The organism is Mesorhizobium sp. CA14 (assembly GCF_020165195.1).
GTDB lineage: Bacteria > Pseudomonadota > Alphaproteobacteria > Rhizobiales > Rhizobiaceae > Mesorhizobium.
The window spans coordinates 1-16670 of record NZ_JAIUHR010000050.1 but is presented as its reverse complement, the minus strand read 5'-3'; the positions used below and the strand labels follow the sequence as shown (position 1 = coordinate 16670).

Here is a 16670-nt window from a genome sequence, read left to right as displayed (position 1 = left end):
AGGTGACTTTGAACAATCACCAGCCTGCCATGACCGCCCTCTCTCAGCGAATTTGCAGAACTCTCAGCACACTACCCGGCGCCTCAATAGCCGCCGACACCTTGAATTCCAAGGCCTTCCGGCCATCCGGCGCTCATCCGACAGCGGATTGGCGGACTCGGGATGTCGCCTTCCAGTATCTGCCGTTCGCGGTGAAACCGCCTCCTAACGGCGGCCATCGGACTAGGCGGTCATGTTCGTTTGGGGTTCGAGAACTCGCTATGGAATGCCGACGGAGGAATCGCGCGCGACAACGCTGAGCGCGTGGCTGCCATAGCCCGCGTAGCCGCTAGTTGTGCGGAGCGGCCACTTGCATCGGCTCTCATCAGGCCAGGGTCATCGTTTGAATTGCGGTCACCTGACAAGTGTCCCACTTTGTCCATGAGCACCCGCAACTCGGGCTGAGGCGCGACCCAGAAAGTTCGAAAAGCTTCCAAGAACCCCAGGCGAGCTGGATGCACCCTGGCGAGTTCGGCCTCGGCGAAATCCCTTTCACAGCTCTCGCAGGTGGGATTTATCTCGGCATCGCTCAAAATTCCGCTATACGACAGATGCGCGAGGCGTGCTTTACCCTACTGTAGGAGAGAATACTTGAGCGATCAAAACGAAGCCCAAACGGCGGATCTAGTCGGGCTGACTGCAGATATTGTCTCTGCCTACGTCAGCCAAAATCCACTACCCGTTGCTGGGTTGCCAGATCTCATCGCGTCGATTCATTCGTCGCTAACGGGCCTTAGCCAGCCGAGCGTGACCGAGTTGCCGAGGCAGGAGCCAGCCACGAATCCCAAAAGGTCGGTAACGCCGGACTACATCATCTGCCTTGAAGACGGGAAGAAGTTCAAATCGCTGAAACGGCATCTCAATGTACACTACGGGCTCACTCCGGACGAATATCGCGAGAAATGGGGATTGAAGCCGGATTACCCCATGGTTGCGCCGAACTACGCGGCTCAAAGATCAACGCTCGCGAAGGCGGCGGGGCTCGGACGCAAAGCGCAGCTGACCCCAGCCCAGAAGGCTCCTGTCAAGCGCAAGCCAAAGGCTTAATGCGGCAAGCTTCTGGAGCGTCCCGGCTAGGGCGCTCCCGGTTTCGCCAAAACGATCCTTGGCCACGTGCCGGGACGCGCACTACCTTACCCTAGGCGACCTTTGACGTTTGCATTTTCGACAGAGCGTCGCCGATAGCAGAACAGTGCTTCCGCGATAGTGGGTGTCGGGATGTAGCGGTCACCGACTCGAACCCCTGAGATACACCTGCGGTGTCGTAACGATCGTGGGCGATATCGAAGACCAAAGACCTGAAGTCGCCGAGATGCGATCGTTATTCGAGCTGTTGCCGCTCTCGGCCCTCGCAAATCGGCCGTCATGTTCTTAGCGGGTCTCGATGCCTTGCCACCGGTAACGGCCGACAACGCGCCTTGGCCGATGCCAGCTTTGTCATGCGCGCGCTAGACGGAAGCTTGCTCGATTGGGCTCGGCTCCTTCGATGGCTCTGCCCCCGTCGACCAGCGACCGGCATGCATCAAGCACCGACCAAGGCACTTCGTCGAGCGCCGCGGCGATGTCGACGAAACTGACCAGCTCGTCGGTCAGGCAGGCCTCGACCGCTGCTTCGAGCGATGGGTCGCGCCGAAGTGCCCAGCTATCATTCGTCCAGTGGATGGTGTCGTCCCACACGATGAAGTGGGCTCCGCAACCGGTGTCGCGCCAGACGGACGGGAACAAGGTCAACCCGTCTTCACGCTGGTAGAATCGCCAGGCGGGCCCGGCCCGACTGTCGAGATTGACGGTCAGCACGTCGCCACATCCATCGGGGCATTTCATCACAAAGGCCCGCGGAACGCCCCGTTCGACCAGAACGACATCTCCCGGCCGTTCGACCAGGCTGATGGCTTCAGACTGGCGCTCAACGGTGCCTTTGAATTGAACCGCGTAGGATTTCCTGAGCAAAAACGCGACTCCCAATCCTACCAGAGCGAGGGATTTGTGACGCGATCAAGCAGGCTGCCCGCACATTTGTAGGCGACGCCGGCGTCATTGCTCTTGGCCTTCGCATAATAAAGCAGCCCCACGCAGATCGCGACCGTGTACTCGCGCCTCAAGTCCACGCCGTGGACCTGCCCCTCCTCGAGGATTGTCGTGCGCAAGGTCGTGATCGCATTGAGCCGGTGCGGGGCGACCCGCCCCTTGAGCAGATGTTCGAGCGAGACCGCGAACAGGTCGCCGGTATAGAAGTCTTCCAGCACCTCCGGCGGGATCGGCTGAACGCTTTGCAGATCGGTGTCAAAGGCAAGGCCCACCTCCAGGCGCGCAACGTCGTGCGAAAGCGGCCGCTTGGCCGCGCGCGTGAAATCGATCAGGACCGCCTCAGCGTCGCGTCCGCAGACAAATACGTTGCGCAGATTGAGATCGTCATGCGCTCGGCACACCAAATGCTCCGCGGCCGGCAGGCCAGCGAGACGATCAAAGAAGCTCTGCGGCGATGGACCGGTGTAACCTGCGCCCGTCAGGTCCTTGTACGTGCGCTCAAGACCTTTGAGATAGACGTCCTGCCTGGAGGCGGGCAGGAACTCCGGCAGGAGACTGAGTGTCTTCTTCTCGGGTCGGATACGCCATCGTCCCAAGACCGTCTTGTAGATTGCTTGGACGACGGCGCTCACATCCCGGTCCGGCACGACGTGGTCGAGCCGGACGGCGTTCTCGACGAAGCGCGACACCGCCAGTTGGGACGTGGCGCCCAGCACGCAGCGCTCGAGGCAGAGCGGCGCGCAACCACGGAACGGAACGCGGTCGGCCACAACGTCCCGGTAGGTGTTGATGTGCTCCTCCATTTCCGCCGCGTCGCCGGATTTGACAATGAACGGCGCATGCCGCTCGTGCCCTTCTGTTTCGACCTTCCACACGGATGCTGAGGATTTGCCACCGCCCTCCGCGGAAATCCGGATGCCGGGGTAGTCGTGGAACGCACGGCGAAACAGCAACTCAATGTCAGGGGACAGTGGCTCCTTAAGCGGGGCGCCGTTTTCGTCACGGATGGCGAGGCTGTCATTGCTTGACGGACCGCAACGGCACCGTGCACAGGATTCCGCAATCCTCTCCCAGTCGGAGTCGGGAAGCACGGCGAGCTGCCTCAAAACGACGCCCGCGCGCTGGACCCACTGCGCCAGTCGGCCCGCGCCCGACTGCGCAACAGTCAGAGCCGCCGCCTCCTCGCCCGCTTTCGCGACCACAACGACGAAGATGCCGCGTTCGGCGGCTGGTGCTGCGAGACGCCGCAGCCGTTTGACCAGGTTTTGGCGATCCGTGTCCGACGAGAGCGCTCCCGCGAGCACGATCAAGGCACGCGCGCTACCATCGTTGAGATCCGCTGCCGATTCGACCTTCTTCAACCCGAGTTGTCGGGCCTCAAAGGGTGGCGGGTCGACCTCGCCGCCGTCAACCAGGACCTTCGTACGTTCCTCAGCCCTCATGGCGGCGCCAGATCATGGGCCAACTGTCCCCCTTGGCCAGCGCGTTGTCCCGTGCACAGACGATGCAGTTTGGGTCTGGCACCGAACTGACCGGCCGCACTGACCCTTCGATTGGCCGTCCGACCAAGTGGCGTGCCGAGCCGGGAAAACCTGTTACCGCCGAAAGGAACATCGAGACAGCCATGGAAGAGGTTGCCGCATTGAGGGAGATCACGGCCGGCTGCGGTTCGAAATGACCGACGAAATATGGATCGGACCGAACGTCGGCGAGCAGGTCGCGGCGCACGGAAACCGGGTTGAGGAGCGGATGGCAATTGAGGCAGGCGAGCGGCTCGGCAAGCATCTGCACGCGCGTCGACATCGCTGTGACTACCTCGTCACGCGCGTCGATGCGCACACCGACATCGATCATGGGCAGGCGATACTGATAGGCGATCTGGTTCAGGACCGCGCGGCTGCCATGGGAATCCGTGCAGCACATGACGAAATCGCAGTCGAGCAAAGCCCGGGCGACTGGTTCATCGACGATCGAACCGCTAATAGCACCGACCTGCAATTCACTTTGCGCGCGTTGCGCGGCGTCGCGCGCAACCAGGACCTTCGGCTGGCCGACATCGGCGGATCTTGCGCCCACCAGCCGGTTCAGGTTGGTTTGCTCAACCTCCTCCGGGTCGATCAGCAGCAACCGCCCAACACCCAGTCGGGCGAGCTCTTCCACCACTACCGAGCCGGTGCCGCCGACGCCGACGATCGCGACCGTCAGGTTGTTGAGGATTCGCTGGCCTTCGACGCCGAAGGCTCGGACATTGCGATCGAAAACGTCCGGCAGGAGCGCGTGATTACCTCCGCGCGAGTCCGGCGCATAGTTGCGAACCTCGCGGCTGATCTCCTGGATGCGATCGATGGCTGAGACGGTTTCGCCACTGGCATCAAACAGCCTGCCGCGGAACCCTGTCGGCCCGGCGACCAAGAAACCGTGGGGGCCGGCCGGGCACCGGAAATGCTGTACGGGCGCCAGAATCTTCTGAGACGCATCATCTACATGCGAGAACGCGAGCTCATGCTGCTCCGGATGCGAGTGGGCCAGGATCACGCCGACGCCCTCTAGGCGCGCGCGCTTCAGCACTGCGGCGAGGAACGCGGGCGCTAACGTCGCCTCGATCCGGCTGCGGGCGATATAGTCGCTAGGGTCGGGCCGGATCACGTCCTGCACGATCAATCGCATGCCGCCATCAAAGCGGCCGCCAGCAACGATCAGCGCAGCCGCAGTCTCTAGCGGCGCGTGCGCGAGAAGGCCGTCGCGAAGCGCCGACCACTCGCCCGCGGCAAACACCAGCCGATTCATCGTGCCTCGCCGAGTCGCCGCCGGATAACGTTTAGGTAAGTAAACAAATTATCGCTGTTGGGCTGCCAGGTCGACGGATGCCAGGAGAACCACAGCCACTCCGGCGGTATCCCCGGCGCCGACGCCTGGCCGGTGTTTTGCGGGGCTCCCCCATGCGCAAGAGCCAGAGCCGGTTCGGTCCAGAAACAGTCGGGTGCCGCCTGCGGATATCCGCCAGGCACCACGAACTTCACGCCGACCTCGGCACGGTTCCAACCTGCCGGAAGACGAACACCGGACAGGCCGACCACCGCCGTCCCTCCTGCCTGCGGCTCGAGGGTTGAATTGGGATATTTCTTGATGAAGTCTTCGAAATGACGGGTGAGGATCGACATCAGCCAAACGTTGCCGGCGGGACCGTATAGAAGTGCATACCGTTTTTTAGCGCGACGCCTTCGTTGTCGCCGATCTGGCGGTCGGCGTCGTGGCCGTGCCCTTCGAGGAACAGCTGATATTGCTGATCCTTTCCAGCAAGCTGTTTGAGCTCAGAGCCGGTCATGCTTTCGCTGGTCGCTTCGAAATGCACACCGTCGATATTGATGGAAAATTTCGGATGATCGTCTTTGGCCATCGTTTCCTCTGCAAACGCGCATCAGATTGCGGAACTCCCTCCGCAGGAACTGAGGCACCAAGCTCTCCTACCGTGAAAGGCCACACGGCGAAAGCTCGATACACGTTCCTCCCCTGCCGGTTGAAGGCTGCGTCCTATCTGCCACTTATATAGGATCTTCCGGGAACTTTTTCATCCCCTAAGGCATCGCCGAACCCGGTTGGGCGTTGGGCTTGGCTGATCATCCGATCTCTATCCCGCCATATCCGCCGCCTCTACTCCCGCACACTTCAGCTTCCATCTCCGATCCACATACCCACCCATGGCCGTGCAACTGGATGATTGACGGTTCGAGAACGTGCTTGAGCCTGCTCAAACGCTCTTGACGTCGGACATTTGGAGAGGCTGATGGACGACAGGAAATTTTTGACGGCTGAGGAAGTCGCCGAGCGCTACCGCGGAAGCATTTCTCTTGGAACTCTGCGAAATTGGCGGGCCAAGAGAATTGGACCGGGCTACGTCAAGCTTGGCAAAGCCGTGTTGTACCCAGTTGAAGAGCTTGAGATGTGGGATCAGAAAAATAAGATTGCGTGCGTCAACGCGACTCACCATAAACGCCGATGAGCGAGTGTGATCGACGGCAGAGATGCAGCCCGTACCGCCCCCATATGCCAATCCCAGCCGTCCTCAACATCAAAGATATTTATCTTATTTTTCAATAAGATAATGCATGACGCAGGGAAGTTGCACAACCACCCTTCCGGCGATCCGACGCCGTCTCGCGCCGACATCGAGATGACCAAGCAGATCATCGACACGGCCAAGCCCCTCGGCATTGCCGTGCACGACCACATCATCATCGGCCGCAAGGGCAATGCCTCGATGAAGGGCCTGCTGCTGATTTGAGGCGTTTGCCCGGTATATCGAGATTGCCGGGACATCATCTCCTGACCAGATAGTCGGCTCTGGAATTTCGGCAGAAAATCAAGCATGATGGAACTTGGTATTTCCCTGGGATGCTTCGCGCTCCGGTGAAATACCGGGAGGACGGGACATGGCCATTGTGCTTGTACTCGTTTTGATCGTTGTGGGCTCGGTGCTGTTCCACCTCCTGAGCCCATGGTGGTGGACGCCGATCGCCTCGAACTGGGACTACATCGACAACACTATCATCATCAGCTTTTGGATCACCGGCATCGTCTTTGCCGCTGTCGTGCTCTTTATGGCTTATTGCGTCTTCCGCTTCCGGCATCGGGAAGGCAATCGCGCGGCATATGAACCGGAGAACAAGCGTCTCGAATCGTGGCTGATGATCGCAACGGCAGCCGGTGTCACCGCCTTGCTGGTTCCCGGCCTCTTCGTCTGGAGCCGGTTCGTCAACGTTCCCGGCGATGCCGCCGATATCGAGGTTATCGGCCAGCAATGGCAATGGAGCTTCCGCCTGCCCGGCAAGGACGGCAAGCTCGGTACCTCCGACACTCGCATCGTCTCGGCTGAAAACCCGCTCGGCATCGTACCCGGAGACCCGAACGGCCAGGACGACGTCGTGGTCGAGGCGGCGGACCTGCACCTGCCGGTCGGCAAGCCGGTCAAGGTGCTGTTGCGCTCGATCGACGTGCTGCACGATTTCTACATCCCGGAATTCCGCGCCAAGATGGATATGATCCCGGGATCGGTCACGTACTTCTGGTTCACGCCAACGCGGACCGGAACCTTTCAGGTCTTGTGCGCCGAGCTGTGCGGCCAGGGACATCCGCTGATGCATGGCGTGGTCATGGTCGACACCGAGCAGGATTATCTGGCCTGGCTCGGCCAGCAACAGACCTTTGCGCAATTGTCCGCGCCCAAACAAACGGGCTCGGCGAACCAACCGTCGGAAAAGACGATAGCGTCCAGTTTGGACGTCGCGGCAAAACTCGAAACGCTCGAGGCCCGCTGAACAGGGCACGGAGGTGCTCCCATGGTCGACGTCACACCCGCAGATGCCGTTCCGCCCGCCGAAGTCGCGGAGATGGAGCTCTACCATCCGCACAGCTGGTGGACGAAATACGTCTTCTCACAGGACGCCAAGGTCATAGCAGTCCAGTATTCGGCGACGGCGACGGCTATCGGCCTCGTCGCGCTGATGCTGTCCTGGCTGATGCGCCTGCAGCTCGGCTTCCCCGGCACGTTCGATTTCATCACTCCGGAGGCCTACTATCAGTTCATCACCATGCACGGCATGATCATGGTGATCTATTTGCTCACCGCGCTCTTCCTTGGCGGCTTCGGCAATTACCTCATTCCGCTGATGGTCGGCGCCCGCGACATGGTCTTTCCCTATGTCAACATGCTGAGCTATTGGGTCTATCTGCTCGCCGTGCTGGTCCTGGTGTCGAGCTTCTTTGCGCCGGGCGGGCCGACGGGCGCGGGCTGGACGCTTTACCCGCCGCAGGCGATCACGAGCGGCACCCCGGGTGGCCAGGACTGGGGCATCATCCTGATGCTCTCTTCGCTCATTCTGTTCATCATCGGCTTTACCATGGGTGGCCTGAACTATGTGGTGACGGTGCTGCAAGGCCGCACGCGCGGCATGACCTTGATGCGCCTGCCGCTCACCGTCTGGGGCATCTTCACCGCCACGGTCATGGCGCTTCTGGCCTTCCCGGCACTGTTCGTTGCTTGTGTGATGATGCTGCTCGACCGTCTGCTGGGCACTTCCTTCTTCATGCCGGCAATCGTCGAGATGGGCCAGCAACTGCAGCACAATGGCGGCAGCCCGATCCTGTTCCAGCATCTGTTCTGGTTCTTCGGCCACCCCGAAGTCTACATCGTGGCGCTGCCGGCCTTCGGCATCGTGTCCGACCTGATCAGCACACATGCGCGCAAGAACATCTTCGGCTATCGCATGATGGTCTGGGCCATCATCGCCATCGGCGCGCTGAGCTTCGTGGTCTGGGCGCACCATATGTATGTCAGCGGCATGAATCCGTATTTCGGCTTCTTCTTTGCCACCACGACGTTGATCATTGCGGTGCCGACCGCGATCAAGGTCTATAACTGGGTGCTGACATTGTGGCGCGGCGACATCCACCTCACAATTCCGATGCTGTTCGCGCTCGCTTTCATCGTCACCTTCGTCAATGGCGGCCTGACGGGCTTGTTCCTCGGCAACGTCGTCGTCGACGTGCCGCTGTCGGACACGATGTTCGTCGTCGCACATTTCCACATGGTCATGGGCGTCGCGCCGATCCTGGTGATCTTCGGCGCGATCTATCACTGGTATCCGAAGGTCACCGGACGGATGCTCAACGAGACGCTCGGCCGCTTCCATTTCTGGGTGACCTTCCTCGGCGCCTATCTGATCTTCTTCCCCATGCACTATCTCGGCCTGATGGGCATTCCACGCCGTTACGCGGAACTGACCGACATGAATATCATGACGGAATCGGCCCACCATCTGAACTCGTTCATCAGCATCATGGCCTTCATCGTCGGCTTCGCCCAGATGGTGTTCCTGTTCAACCTGATCTGGAGCATCCGCCATGGCCGTGAGGCCGGCGGCAATCCGTGGCGGGCAACGACGCTCGAATGGCAGACGCCTGAGACGCCGCCGGCGCACGGCAATTTCGGCAAGGAACTGCCGATCGTCTATCGTTGGGCCTACGACTACAGCGTGCCGGGCGCCAAGGAGGACTTCATCCCGCAGAACGTGCCGGGCTCCTTCGGCCCCTCCAGGGAGCCGGCATGAGCGTCATCCTGGTCTTCCTGCTGGTGATCGCCGGCTTTGCCGGTTGGTGGCTTTCGCACCAGCGGTTGACGGCGAAGCCTTGGCTGGAGCAAGGCGTGGCCGGGGACTTCGTCGGCTTCGACCGGTCGTCCCTGCCCACCGCCAAGATCGGCCTCGGCGTCTTCCTCGCCGTCGTCGGCTGCCTGTTCTCGCTGTTCACCAGCGCCTATTTCATGCGCATGGGCCTGTCGGATTGGCGGCCGCTGCCGCTGCCGCGCCTGCTTTGGCTCAACACCGGCGTGCTGGCGCTGAGCAGCGTCGCGCTGCAATGCGCCGTCGTCGCTGCGCGCAGAGGCCAGGTGGACATGGTCAGGCTCGGTCTTGCGACGGCGGGATTGACCTCCCTCGCCTTCCTCGCCGGCCAGTTGATTGCTTGGCGGCAGCTGACTGAGGATGGCTACCTGTTGGCCTCCAACCCGGCTAACAGCTTCTTCTATCTGATCACTGCGATGCATGGCCTGCACATACTGGGCGGGCTGGTTGGCCTTGGCAGGACGAGCGCCGGCGCCTGGAACGGAACGCGGCCGGAGCGGCTGCGCCTCAGCGTCGAGCTGTGCGCCATGTATTGGCATTTCCTGCTTTTCGTCTGGCTGTGCATCTTCGCCGTCCTGGCTGGTTGGGCGGCGACGTTCGTGAGCATTTGCCAACGGCTGCTGACCTAGGAGAGTGGCGATGGCCGAGACCACATTGACGCATACCAGCCAGTTGGATCGTCCCCCAGGCTGGCGCGGGATCGCCGCCGACTGGGCCTCGGATCAGCGCGCGTTCAAGAACGTGTCCTGGGGCAAGGCCATGATGTGGATCTTCCTGCTCAGCGACACCTTCATTTTCGGTTGCTTCCTGCTTTCTTATATGACGGCGCGGATCTCCACGCGGGTGCCGTGGCCGAATCCAAGCGAGGTCTTCGCCTTGCGCATCGGCGGCTCGGAGATCCCGCTGATCCTGATCGCCATCATGACATTCGTTCTCATCTCGAGCAGCGGAACCATGGCCATGGCGGTCAATTTCGGCTATCGCCGCGATCGTCGCAAAACCGCGATCCTGATGCTTTTGACCGCCGCGCTCGGCGCGACCTTCGTCGGCATGCAGGCCTTCGAATGGACCAAGCTGATCACCGAAGGGGTCCGGCCCTGGGGCAACCCCTGGGGAGCCGCGCAATTCGGCTCATGCTTTTTCATGATCACCGGCTTCCACGGCACACACGTCACGATCGGGGTCATCTTCCTGATCATCGTGGCGCGAAAAGTCTGGCGCGGCGATTTCGACGTCGGACGGCCCGGTTTTTTCACCAGTCGCCGCGGCCGCTACGAGAATGTCGAGATCATGGGACTCTACTGGCATTTCGTCGACCTGGTCTGGGTGTTCATTTTCGCCTTCTTCTATCTTTGGTGAGAAGGCAGGCTTTGTTGAGAGGCAGACATGGCTGAAGCAACCGCAAACGGTCTCGGACAACACGCGCTGCATCCCCATGACGCAGCGATTGTCGCCAAGGCGGAGACGCATCAGGAGCACCCGATCAAGCTTTATCTGGTGGTGTGGGCGTGGCTGTTCATTCTCAGCACCTGCTCCTATCTGGTCGACTATTTCGGCCTCCACGGCTACCTCAGATGGTCGCTGATCCTGATCTTCATGATGCTCAAGGCAGGACTGATCGTCGCCGTCTTCATGCACATGGCCTGGGAGCGGCTGGCGATGATGTATGCAATCATCCTGCCGCCGATATTGGTGCTCGTTTTCGTGACGATGATGGTCCTCGAGGCCGACTATACGCTGCTGACCCGTATCGCGTTTTTCGGGCCTGGCCCCTGACACCCGATAAGGGTCAGCCGCAGCATGAGCAGCCGGAGAAGGCCGGCTCCAATGCCTTGAACAACAGGCCGCCGGCCCATTTTTGGTTTGGCGTACGCGCCGTGAACTCAAGCAAAGGACGCGGACAATGACAATAGCAAACAGACTGAGAAACTTTATCGACGGCAAGGGCATCCGCTACGATACCGTCGGGCATCATCGAACTGCCACGAGCAGGCAGGCCGCCATTGCCGCGCATGTGCCCGGCAGCATCATGGCGAAATCCGTGGTCGTTCATCACGAGCTCGGTTATGCGCTGGCCGTGGTTCCAAGCACCCACAGGATCGAACTCGGCAAGCTGCAGGACGTCATGGACAAACGTCTCGGCCTCGCTTCCGAAGACGAAGTCGTATCGCTCTTTGACGATTGCGACATCGGCGCCATACCGCCGATCGGCGCGGCTTACGACGTGCCGGTCATTCTGGACGAAAGCCTGCGCGATGCCGCCGATATCTATTTCGAGGGCGGCGACCACAAGACGCTTGTGCATGTCAGTGGCAATGATTTCCGCAGCCTGACGACGGACGCGCGCCAGGCGCGGTTCAGTTATCCGGCCTTCTGACGCGCCGACACTCCCGCCGCTGCGTCACGACAGGGCCTGATTACTTCGACGGTCCGGGGCGGCCGGCTCTACGGCCTTGCGGTAAACATGCCAGGTGGAGTGGCCGAGGATCGGCAGGACGACCGCCAGTCCTGCAAAAATAGCCAAGGATCCGATAATCAGCCCAACGGCGACGATAAGTCCCCAGATGGCCATCACAATGGGGTTGGCCAGGACCACGCGCACCGAAGTGTGGATGGCTTCATAGGCGCCGACATCGCGATCAAGCAGCAGCGGGAACGCGACCACGGTGGTGCACAACACGACCACGGCAAATAGGAACCCGATGGCGTGGCCCAGCACGATCAAAGTCCAGCCGCGCCCGGTGGCGAATATTTCTGCTATGAAGCTGGACAGCGACGCCGGAGGCTCGGGACCGAACAGGTATTCGTAGAAGAGCTTGGCGGTCAGAAGCCACACGATGAAGATCGCAAACAGCATGATCCCGACCGCGGCGATGGCCGGCAGTGCGGGGGAGTTCCTGACCTCGAACGCGTGGCTCCAGGATGCATCGAGCCCGGCTTCCCGTCTGCGGCTGATCTCGTAGAGACCGATCGCCGCGAACGGACCGATCAGCGCAAAGCCGGATACCAGCGGAAACAGCAGCGGCAGCGCGTTCGCTCCCGATGTCCAGGTGGCAAGCACCACGCCGACGAGCGGATAGATCATGCACAAAAAGACGATGTGCGAGGGTTTGACCATGAAGTCGTCGATGCCGCGCCTGAGCGCATCGAAAAGGTCGGAAATGCTGACCTTTCTAACTCTGGTGTGCTCCAGCGTCTCGCTGGCCCCCGCAATCACGTGAAAGCTTGCCATGACCAATCCCTCCAGACCAAGTCCGGCAAGGTCGCGGATTCGCGGTGCTACCGCTTTGCATGGCTGGCCACGCAAACCGCGACCTGCACCGGCAGCCAACATACTCCTTCGCGCCCGGTTTGTCGTCTTTTCATTTGAACAGGTGCGGTGGCCGGCCAGGGCTGTGCGCTGGTTCCAGAGGCTTTTTTGCGGTATTCTTGTACAGCGCGGCGCGCCTCTTCCGGGGCGCACAAGGGCGCTGGATCATTCCGATTGGCGCTTGATCCTTTCCCGATTTTTAGGGTCATGCGCCCGGTCGAAGGCGAACGTCATGGACACGCGGACGCTTCTCATACTCGGCCTTGGCATAGTTGTTCTGCTGATGTTGGGATTCTTTGCGCTGCCGGCGTGACGGCACGGGCGCGACATTTCGGCAGCGCAATTGCCGGCCGCCTTGGGTCGGGCAAATCCGGCGACCACCGACCGGGCCGGAAGGGGCTGCTTACTTGGAGAACTGCTTCAGGTAGGCGATGACGTTGGCTATGTCCTGATCGCTCTTGAGGCCGGGAAACGCCATCTTCGTCCCTTTGACCATAGCCTTGGGGTCGTGAAGGTATTTTGTCAGCGTAGGTTCGTCCCATTTGATGCCGGATTTTCCGGCCTCGATCATGGCCGTGGAATAGGTGAAACCGGGGTGCGTGCCCGCGGTGCGCCCGATGACGCCGTGCAGAGACGGGCCGACCTTATTCTGGTCCTGGTCGGCAATGTGGCAAACCTTGCACTTGGTGAACACCTTCTCGCCTGCGGCGGCGTCCTGCGCCTGCGATGGGCTTGCAAAGAAGGTCGTAACGGACAAGACGATGAAAAGCGCGGTTGCGCGCATGGCACTTCCTCCCGATCGTCGTTTGCGTCGGACGACCCGCGCCACGCCGGTCCGCTGGCGTACCCTGCATGGTGGGCGTCCGCGTCTCTTCAGTGGAATTGCGGCATCTACATACCACAGAATCGAACCAATGGGCAAAAAAAGCCAGCTCTTGAGGAGGCTTAGGCCGCGCGCCGAGGCCTAGCTGCCCAAAAAGGGCAAACCCGGTGCAAGCCTGTTATGAACGACAGCGATCAGGGCGGATCAGTTTTGCAGCTCGCCGCGATCTGGCCGATCGCCTCGGAGAGACCGGCGAGCTCGAAATCGGCCTCGCCCCGCCCCGACAGCAGGCCGAAGCGCCATGACAGCGTCAGCCGGTTCGCCGAAGCCAGGCGCCTGATGCCGTCGTCTCCATCCCTGACCAGCGTTCTGCCGCGCGGGCCGACCGACCAGCTTTCATCGGTTTTGCCGGCGCCATCGACAATGACGGAGATGGTGATCTTGCGGCTGGCGGAGACGGCGTCATTGAGCTGGAGCCATTCGCTCCATCGCGGTTCGCCGTCGGGCCGGCAAGCCAACGTCAGCACCGGGCTGTAGCCCAGCGCCCCGCCCCCGGTGATCAGCTTGTTGCTGGCGTGCAGCGATGCGGTGATCTGGCCGTTGTCGCCGGCGCCGACGCTCCAATTGCCGAGATCCGGTTCGGCCCGCGCGATGCCGGTTGCTGCGGCAAACAAGAGCGCCGCGGCGGCGACCACGTCTCTCATCATGAACCCCAGCCTCACCAATGCCTCCAAACACCCGCGAATGCGAATGAAACGCAGATAATGTTCAACGGTTGGTATCGCCAGCGGCGGACGATCAAGACTAGTTGTCGGTGTTGCCGCGCCGCCACAATGAAGTAGCTCCTAAGGAAAAAGGCCGCCCGGAGGCGGCCTTTCCAAATCGCGGTGTTGAAACCTGTTACTCGGCTTCCTTGGCAGCCTTCTTCTTCGGCGCCGCCTTCTTCTTCGGCTCGTCGGCCTCGGCGGCGGCTTCGTCGGCCTTTGCCTCACTTGCCTTGGCTTCGGCCTTCTTCGACGAGGCCTTCTTGGCCGGCTTCGCCTTGGTCGCGGTTTCGGCCTCCTCGTCGTCGGCCATCAGCTCATCCTTGCCGACCTTGACGTCATTGACCGTAATTTGGCCGAGCAGATAGTCGACGACCTTCTCCTCGAAAATCGGCGCCCTCAGCGCGTTGATGGCTTCCGGGTTGCTGCGGTAGTACTCGAAGGCTTCCTGCTGCTGGTTGGCCGGGAAGCGACGCACCTGCTCGAACAGGCCGCGCTGCAATTCCTCGTCCGACACGGTGACGCCGGCCTTCTCACCGATCTCGGCCAGCACCAGGCCAAGGCGCACGCGGCGCTCGGCAAGGCGCATATATTCGGCGCGCGCCTCTTCTTCCGTCGTCTCTTCGTCGGCGAAAGTGCGGCCGGCTGCTTCGAGATCGCGGTTGACCTGAGCCCAGATGTTGTTGAACTCGGCCTCGACGAGCTTGGAGGGCGCCTCGAAGGAATAGGATGCGTCGAGCTGGTCGAGCAGCTGGCGCTTCACCTTCTGGCGGGTCATCGAGCCGAACTGGTTCTCGATCTGGCCGCGCACGATCTCGCGCAGGCGCTCGAGCGATTCCAGGCCGAGATTCTTGGCAGTCTCGTCATTGACTTCGAGCTCGCCGGGTGCCGAAACTTCCTTGACGGTGACGTCAAAGGTGGCTTCCTTGCCGGCAAGATGCGCCGCCTGGTAGTTTTCGGGGAAGGTGACGGTGATCTGCTTCTCGTCGCCGGCCTTCGTGCCGATCAGCTGGTCCTCGAAGCCCGGGATGAACTCCTTGGAGCCAAGCACCAGCGGCTGGTCGGTGCCGGCGCCGCCGGCGAAAGCCTCGCCGTCGATCTTGCCGACATAGTCGATGCTCACGCGGTCGCCCTCGGCGGCCTTGCCGGTCTTCGGCTCGTAGCTGCGCGCCGATTCGGCGACGCGCTTGACCTGGTCCTCGACTTCCGATTCCGGCACGTCATAAACCTGACGCGTTACCTTGATGTCGGAGAAGTCCTTGATCTCGATCGCCGGGATGACCTCGTAGTTGAGGCTGAATTCGAAATCGGCGCCACCGGCCAGGATCTTCTCGGCCTCCTTCTCGTCCTCGGTCATGATCACTTCGGGCTGCATGGCGGCCTTTTCACCGCGCCCCGAGATGATCGAACGGGTCGAGTCGTTGAGGATCTCGTTGACGACCTCGGCCATGAACGACTTGCCGTACATCTTGCGCAGATGCTGCACCGGTACCTTGCCTGGGCGGAAGCCGTTGATGCGCACCTTGTCGCGGGCATCGGTCAGCCGCGCCATCAGCTTGGCTTCCATGTCACCGGCCGGCACGGTGATCTTGATCTCGCGCTTGAGACCGGAGTTGAGCGTTTCGGTGACCTGCATCCTAGAACCTTTGTTTTCAACAATGAGACTGCCAAACGGTCTTAGCCGTTTACAGCCTGCCGGTATGATCTTGCCGGAAATGGCTTTTGGTACGGAACCCGGCGATTTGACCGCCGATGCGGTTCAAGCTCTCCTGAACTGCGCCTTGCCGGATGCGAATAAGTTTTTGTTTTTCCTGTAACTTTTCACATCTTGCAGAAGCGGAAATTCACGTTCCGTCACATTCGACACGCCTTTTGTCACAGGCTAGGCTAATTTTCAACTATCTTCGCTCCAATGCATGCCGCCCAAAAAGTGCGCAGCGGTTTTGGGAAGACGGCACGCATCAAGACAAGGCCTGAAGCGCGTCACCTGAACCGTTTTCGACATGACGCGCTTTAGCCGGATAAGCATGACTTGAGCCTCGACATTGACAGAATGATGGCTACATGGGATTGCCGGGGAAAGCGGATGTGGCGGAATTGGTAGACGCCCTGGATTTAGGTTCCAGTGCCGAAAGGCGTGGGGGTTCGAGTCCCTTCATCCGCACCATCCTTCGCTCGTCGTGTGGCAGGCCACCCTGAAGATGAGTGGACATGGGGGCTCTCTCCCAAGCGTTGGCAAAAGAAGGACCGCAGCTATCTGCTGGCGGCGCAAGCAAGGCTCTCACACTCTCGGAGACCATCCCGCTTTGCGCATCCGATGCACTTGAAATAGCCCTTTAACAGGTTCTTACTTGCAATAGGCGGGTCGGGGCTCTGTCGGATTGTGCGTGTAATTTCTCTCGTTCTGGGGGTTGGGTCGGCTCTCGCGGCGGCGTCTCAGGTTGAGGCTTTGTAAGCGCTGTTCCGACCGCACCTTTCGCGGGTTGCGTTAAGCCGCGATGCTTGGAGCCTTTGAAGGCTTCGACACA

General features: G+C 60.9%; 17 protein-coding genes, 1 tRNA gene and 2 pseudogenes. 11 read left to right on the top strand and 9 right to left on the bottom strand.

Annotation, left to right across the window (positions count from 1 at the left end; translation table 11 throughout):
• Positions 1 to 213 precede the first annotated feature (213 nt).
• Together LB565_RS29320 and LB565_RS29315 are read left to right on the top strand one after the other, a co-directional pair.
• A pseudogene (locus LB565_RS29320) lies at positions 214 to 444 on the top strand (3-keto-5-aminohexanoate cleavage protein); the annotation flags it as partial.
• Positions 445 to 630: 186 nt separating this feature from the next.
• Positions 631 to 1086: a MucR family transcriptional regulator gene (locus LB565_RS29315; protein WP_224589559.1), complete on the top strand. Its 456-nt coding sequence runs from the start codon at positions 631 to 633 to the stop codon at positions 1084 to 1086.
• Between the two features lie 390 nt (positions 1087 to 1476).
• Here LB565_RS29315 and LB565_RS29310 read toward each other — a convergent pair whose 3' ends face one another.
• The 5 genes from LB565_RS29310 to LB565_RS29290 form a co-directional block, all read right to left on the bottom strand.
• Positions 1477 to 1989: a DUF6527 family protein gene (locus LB565_RS29310; protein ID WP_224589558.1), complete on the bottom strand. Its 513-nt coding sequence runs from the start codon at positions 1987 to 1989 to the stop codon at positions 1477 to 1479.
• Between the two features lie 17 nt (positions 1990 to 2006).
• Complete coding sequence (locus LB565_RS29305) at positions 2007 to 3428, bottom strand: hypothetical protein (protein WP_224589557.1); 1422 nt, start codon at positions 3426 to 3428, stop codon at positions 2007 to 2009.
• 70 nt (positions 3429 to 3498) lie between these two features.
• Positions 3499 to 4854: a ThiF family adenylyltransferase gene (locus LB565_RS29300; protein ID WP_224589556.1), complete on the bottom strand. Its 1356-nt coding sequence runs from the start codon at positions 4852 to 4854 to the stop codon at positions 3499 to 3501.
• On the bottom strand, positions 4851 to 5228 hold the full coding sequence (locus tag LB565_RS29295; RefSeq protein WP_224589555.1) for an E2/UBC family protein: 378 nt from the start codon (positions 5226 to 5228) through the stop codon (positions 4851 to 4853). Before LB565_RS29295 ends, LB565_RS29300 begins: the two co-directional genes overlap by 4 nt.
• Positions 5228 to 5464, bottom strand: a complete 237-nt coding sequence (locus LB565_RS29290) for a multiubiquitin domain-containing protein (protein WP_224589554.1) — start codon at positions 5462 to 5464, stop codon at positions 5228 to 5230. The genes LB565_RS29295 and LB565_RS29290 overlap by 1 nt, the downstream gene beginning before the upstream one ends.
• A gap of 387 nt (positions 5465 to 5851) precedes the next feature.
• Between LB565_RS29290 and LB565_RS29285 the strand changes: the two genes are divergently transcribed.
• The 8 genes and pseudogenes from LB565_RS29285 (at position 5852) to LB565_RS29250 (ending at position 11622) form a co-directional block, all read left to right on the top strand.
• Positions 5852 to 6067 carry a helix-turn-helix transcriptional regulator gene (locus LB565_RS29285; protein ID WP_224589553.1) on the top strand — a complete coding sequence of 72 codons (216 nt, stop codon included), beginning with the start codon at positions 5852 to 5854 and terminating at the stop codon, positions 6065 to 6067.
• A 120-nt stretch (positions 6068 to 6187) separates the two neighbouring features.
• Positions 6188 to 6349, top strand: a pseudogene (locus LB565_RS29280) (JAB domain-containing protein); the annotation flags it as partial.
• Between the two features lie 148 nt (positions 6350 to 6497).
• Positions 6498 to 7382 carry a cytochrome c oxidase subunit II gene (locus LB565_RS29275; protein WP_224589552.1) on the top strand — a complete coding sequence of 295 codons (885 nt, stop codon included), beginning with the start codon at positions 6498 to 6500 and terminating at the stop codon, positions 7380 to 7382.
• 21 nt (positions 7383 to 7403) lie between these two features.
• Complete coding sequence (gene ctaD, locus LB565_RS29270; protein WP_224589551.1) at positions 7404 to 9173, top strand: cytochrome c oxidase subunit I; 1770 nt, start codon at positions 7404 to 7406, stop codon at positions 9171 to 9173.
• The gene (locus tag LB565_RS29265) at positions 9170 to 9874 is read left to right on the top strand and encodes a cytochrome c oxidase subunit 3 (RefSeq protein WP_224589550.1); all 705 of its coding nucleotides are present in this window, start codon (positions 9170 to 9172) and stop codon (positions 9872 to 9874) included. The genes ctaD and LB565_RS29265 overlap by 4 nt, the downstream gene beginning before the upstream one ends.
• Before the next feature lie 10 nt (positions 9875 to 9884).
• Positions 9885 to 10604, top strand: coding sequence for a heme-copper oxidase subunit III family protein (locus LB565_RS29260; RefSeq protein WP_224511310.1), 720 nt, complete (start codon positions 9885 to 9887; stop codon positions 10602 to 10604).
• A 27-nt stretch (positions 10605 to 10631) separates the two neighbouring features.
• Positions 10632 to 11021, top strand: a complete 390-nt coding sequence (locus tag LB565_RS29255) for a cytochrome C oxidase subunit IV family protein (protein ID WP_224589549.1) — start codon at positions 10632 to 10634, stop codon at positions 11019 to 11021.
• Positions 11022 to 11148: 127 nt separating this feature from the next.
• Positions 11149 to 11622, top strand: coding sequence for an aminoacyl-tRNA deacylase (locus LB565_RS29250; RefSeq protein WP_224589548.1), 474 nt, complete (start codon positions 11149 to 11151; stop codon positions 11620 to 11622).
• Between the two features lie 24 nt (positions 11623 to 11646).
• Here the strand turns inward: LB565_RS29250 and LB565_RS29245 are convergent, their stop codons facing one another.
• The 4 genes from LB565_RS29245 to tig form a co-directional block, all read right to left on the bottom strand.
• Positions 11647 to 12477: a DUF2189 domain-containing protein gene (locus LB565_RS29245; protein ID WP_224589547.1), complete on the bottom strand. Its 831-nt coding sequence runs from the start codon at positions 12475 to 12477 to the stop codon at positions 11647 to 11649.
• Between the two features lie 481 nt (positions 12478 to 12958).
• Positions 12959 to 13339 carry a c-type cytochrome gene (locus LB565_RS29240; protein WP_224589546.1) on the bottom strand — a complete coding sequence of 127 codons (381 nt, stop codon included), beginning with the start codon at positions 13337 to 13339 and terminating at the stop codon, positions 12959 to 12961.
• Between the two features lie 233 nt (positions 13340 to 13572).
• Positions 13573 to 14085: a hypothetical protein gene (locus LB565_RS29235; RefSeq protein WP_224589545.1), complete on the bottom strand. Its 513-nt coding sequence runs from the start codon at positions 14083 to 14085 to the stop codon at positions 13573 to 13575.
• A 193-nt stretch (positions 14086 to 14278) separates the two neighbouring features.
• Positions 14279 to 15778 carry a trigger factor gene (gene tig / locus LB565_RS29230; RefSeq protein ID WP_224589544.1) on the bottom strand — a complete coding sequence of 500 codons (1500 nt, stop codon included), beginning with the start codon at positions 15776 to 15778 and terminating at the stop codon, positions 14279 to 14281.
• Positions 15779 to 16224: 446 nt separating this feature from the next.
• Here tig and LB565_RS29225 point away from each other — a divergent pair.
• Positions 16225 to 16309 (top strand) — tRNA-Leu (locus tag LB565_RS29225).
• The last annotated feature ends 361 nt before the right edge of the window (positions 16310 to 16670 follow it).

What these genes read in the sequence shown, in the direction of transcription:
- LB565_RS29300 (WP_224589556.1), bottom strand. Translation starts at nt 4,854, where the DNA reads ATGAATCGGCTGGTGTTTGCCGCGGGCGAGTGGTCGGCGCTTCGCGAC.
- LB565_RS29295 (WP_224589555.1), bottom strand. Translation starts at nt 5,228, where the DNA reads ATGTCGATCCTCACCCGTCATTTCGAAGACTTCATCAAGAAATATCCC.
- LB565_RS29290 (WP_224589554.1), bottom strand. Translation starts at nt 5,464, where the DNA reads ATGGCCAAAGACGATCATCCGAAATTTTCCATCAATATCGACGGTGTG.
- LB565_RS29285 (WP_224589553.1), top strand. Translation starts at nt 5,852, where the DNA reads ATGGACGACAGGAAATTTTTGACGGCTGAGGAAGTCGCCGAGCGCTAC.
- LB565_RS29275 (WP_224589552.1), top strand. Translation starts at nt 6,498, where the DNA reads ATGGCCATTGTGCTTGTACTCGTTTTGATCGTTGTGGGCTCGGTGCTG.
- ctaD (WP_224589551.1), top strand. Translation starts at nt 7,404, where the DNA reads ATGGTCGACGTCACACCCGCAGATGCCGTTCCGCCCGCCGAAGTCGCG.
- LB565_RS29265 (WP_224589550.1), top strand. Translation starts at nt 9,170, where the DNA reads ATGAGCGTCATCCTGGTCTTCCTGCTGGTGATCGCCGGCTTTGCCGGT.
- LB565_RS29260 (WP_224511310.1), top strand. Translation starts at nt 9,885, where the DNA reads ATGGCCGAGACCACATTGACGCATACCAGCCAGTTGGATCGTCCCCCA.
- LB565_RS29255 (WP_224589549.1), top strand. Translation starts at nt 10,632, where the DNA reads ATGGCTGAAGCAACCGCAAACGGTCTCGGACAACACGCGCTGCATCCC.
- LB565_RS29250 (WP_224589548.1), top strand. Translation starts at nt 11,149, where the DNA reads ATGACAATAGCAAACAGACTGAGAAACTTTATCGACGGCAAGGGCATC.
- LB565_RS29245 (WP_224589547.1), bottom strand. Translation starts at nt 12,477, where the DNA reads ATGGCAAGCTTTCACGTGATTGCGGGGGCCAGCGAGACGCTGGAGCAC.
- LB565_RS29240 (WP_224589546.1), bottom strand. Translation starts at nt 13,339, where the DNA reads ATGCGCGCAACCGCGCTTTTCATCGTCTTGTCCGTTACGACCTTCTTT.
- LB565_RS29235 (WP_224589545.1), bottom strand. Translation starts at nt 14,085, where the DNA reads ATGATGAGAGACGTGGTCGCCGCCGCGGCGCTCTTGTTTGCCGCAGCA.
- tig (WP_224589544.1), bottom strand. Translation starts at nt 15,778, where the DNA reads ATGCAGGTCACCGAAACGCTCAACTCCGGTCTCAAGCGCGAGATCAAG.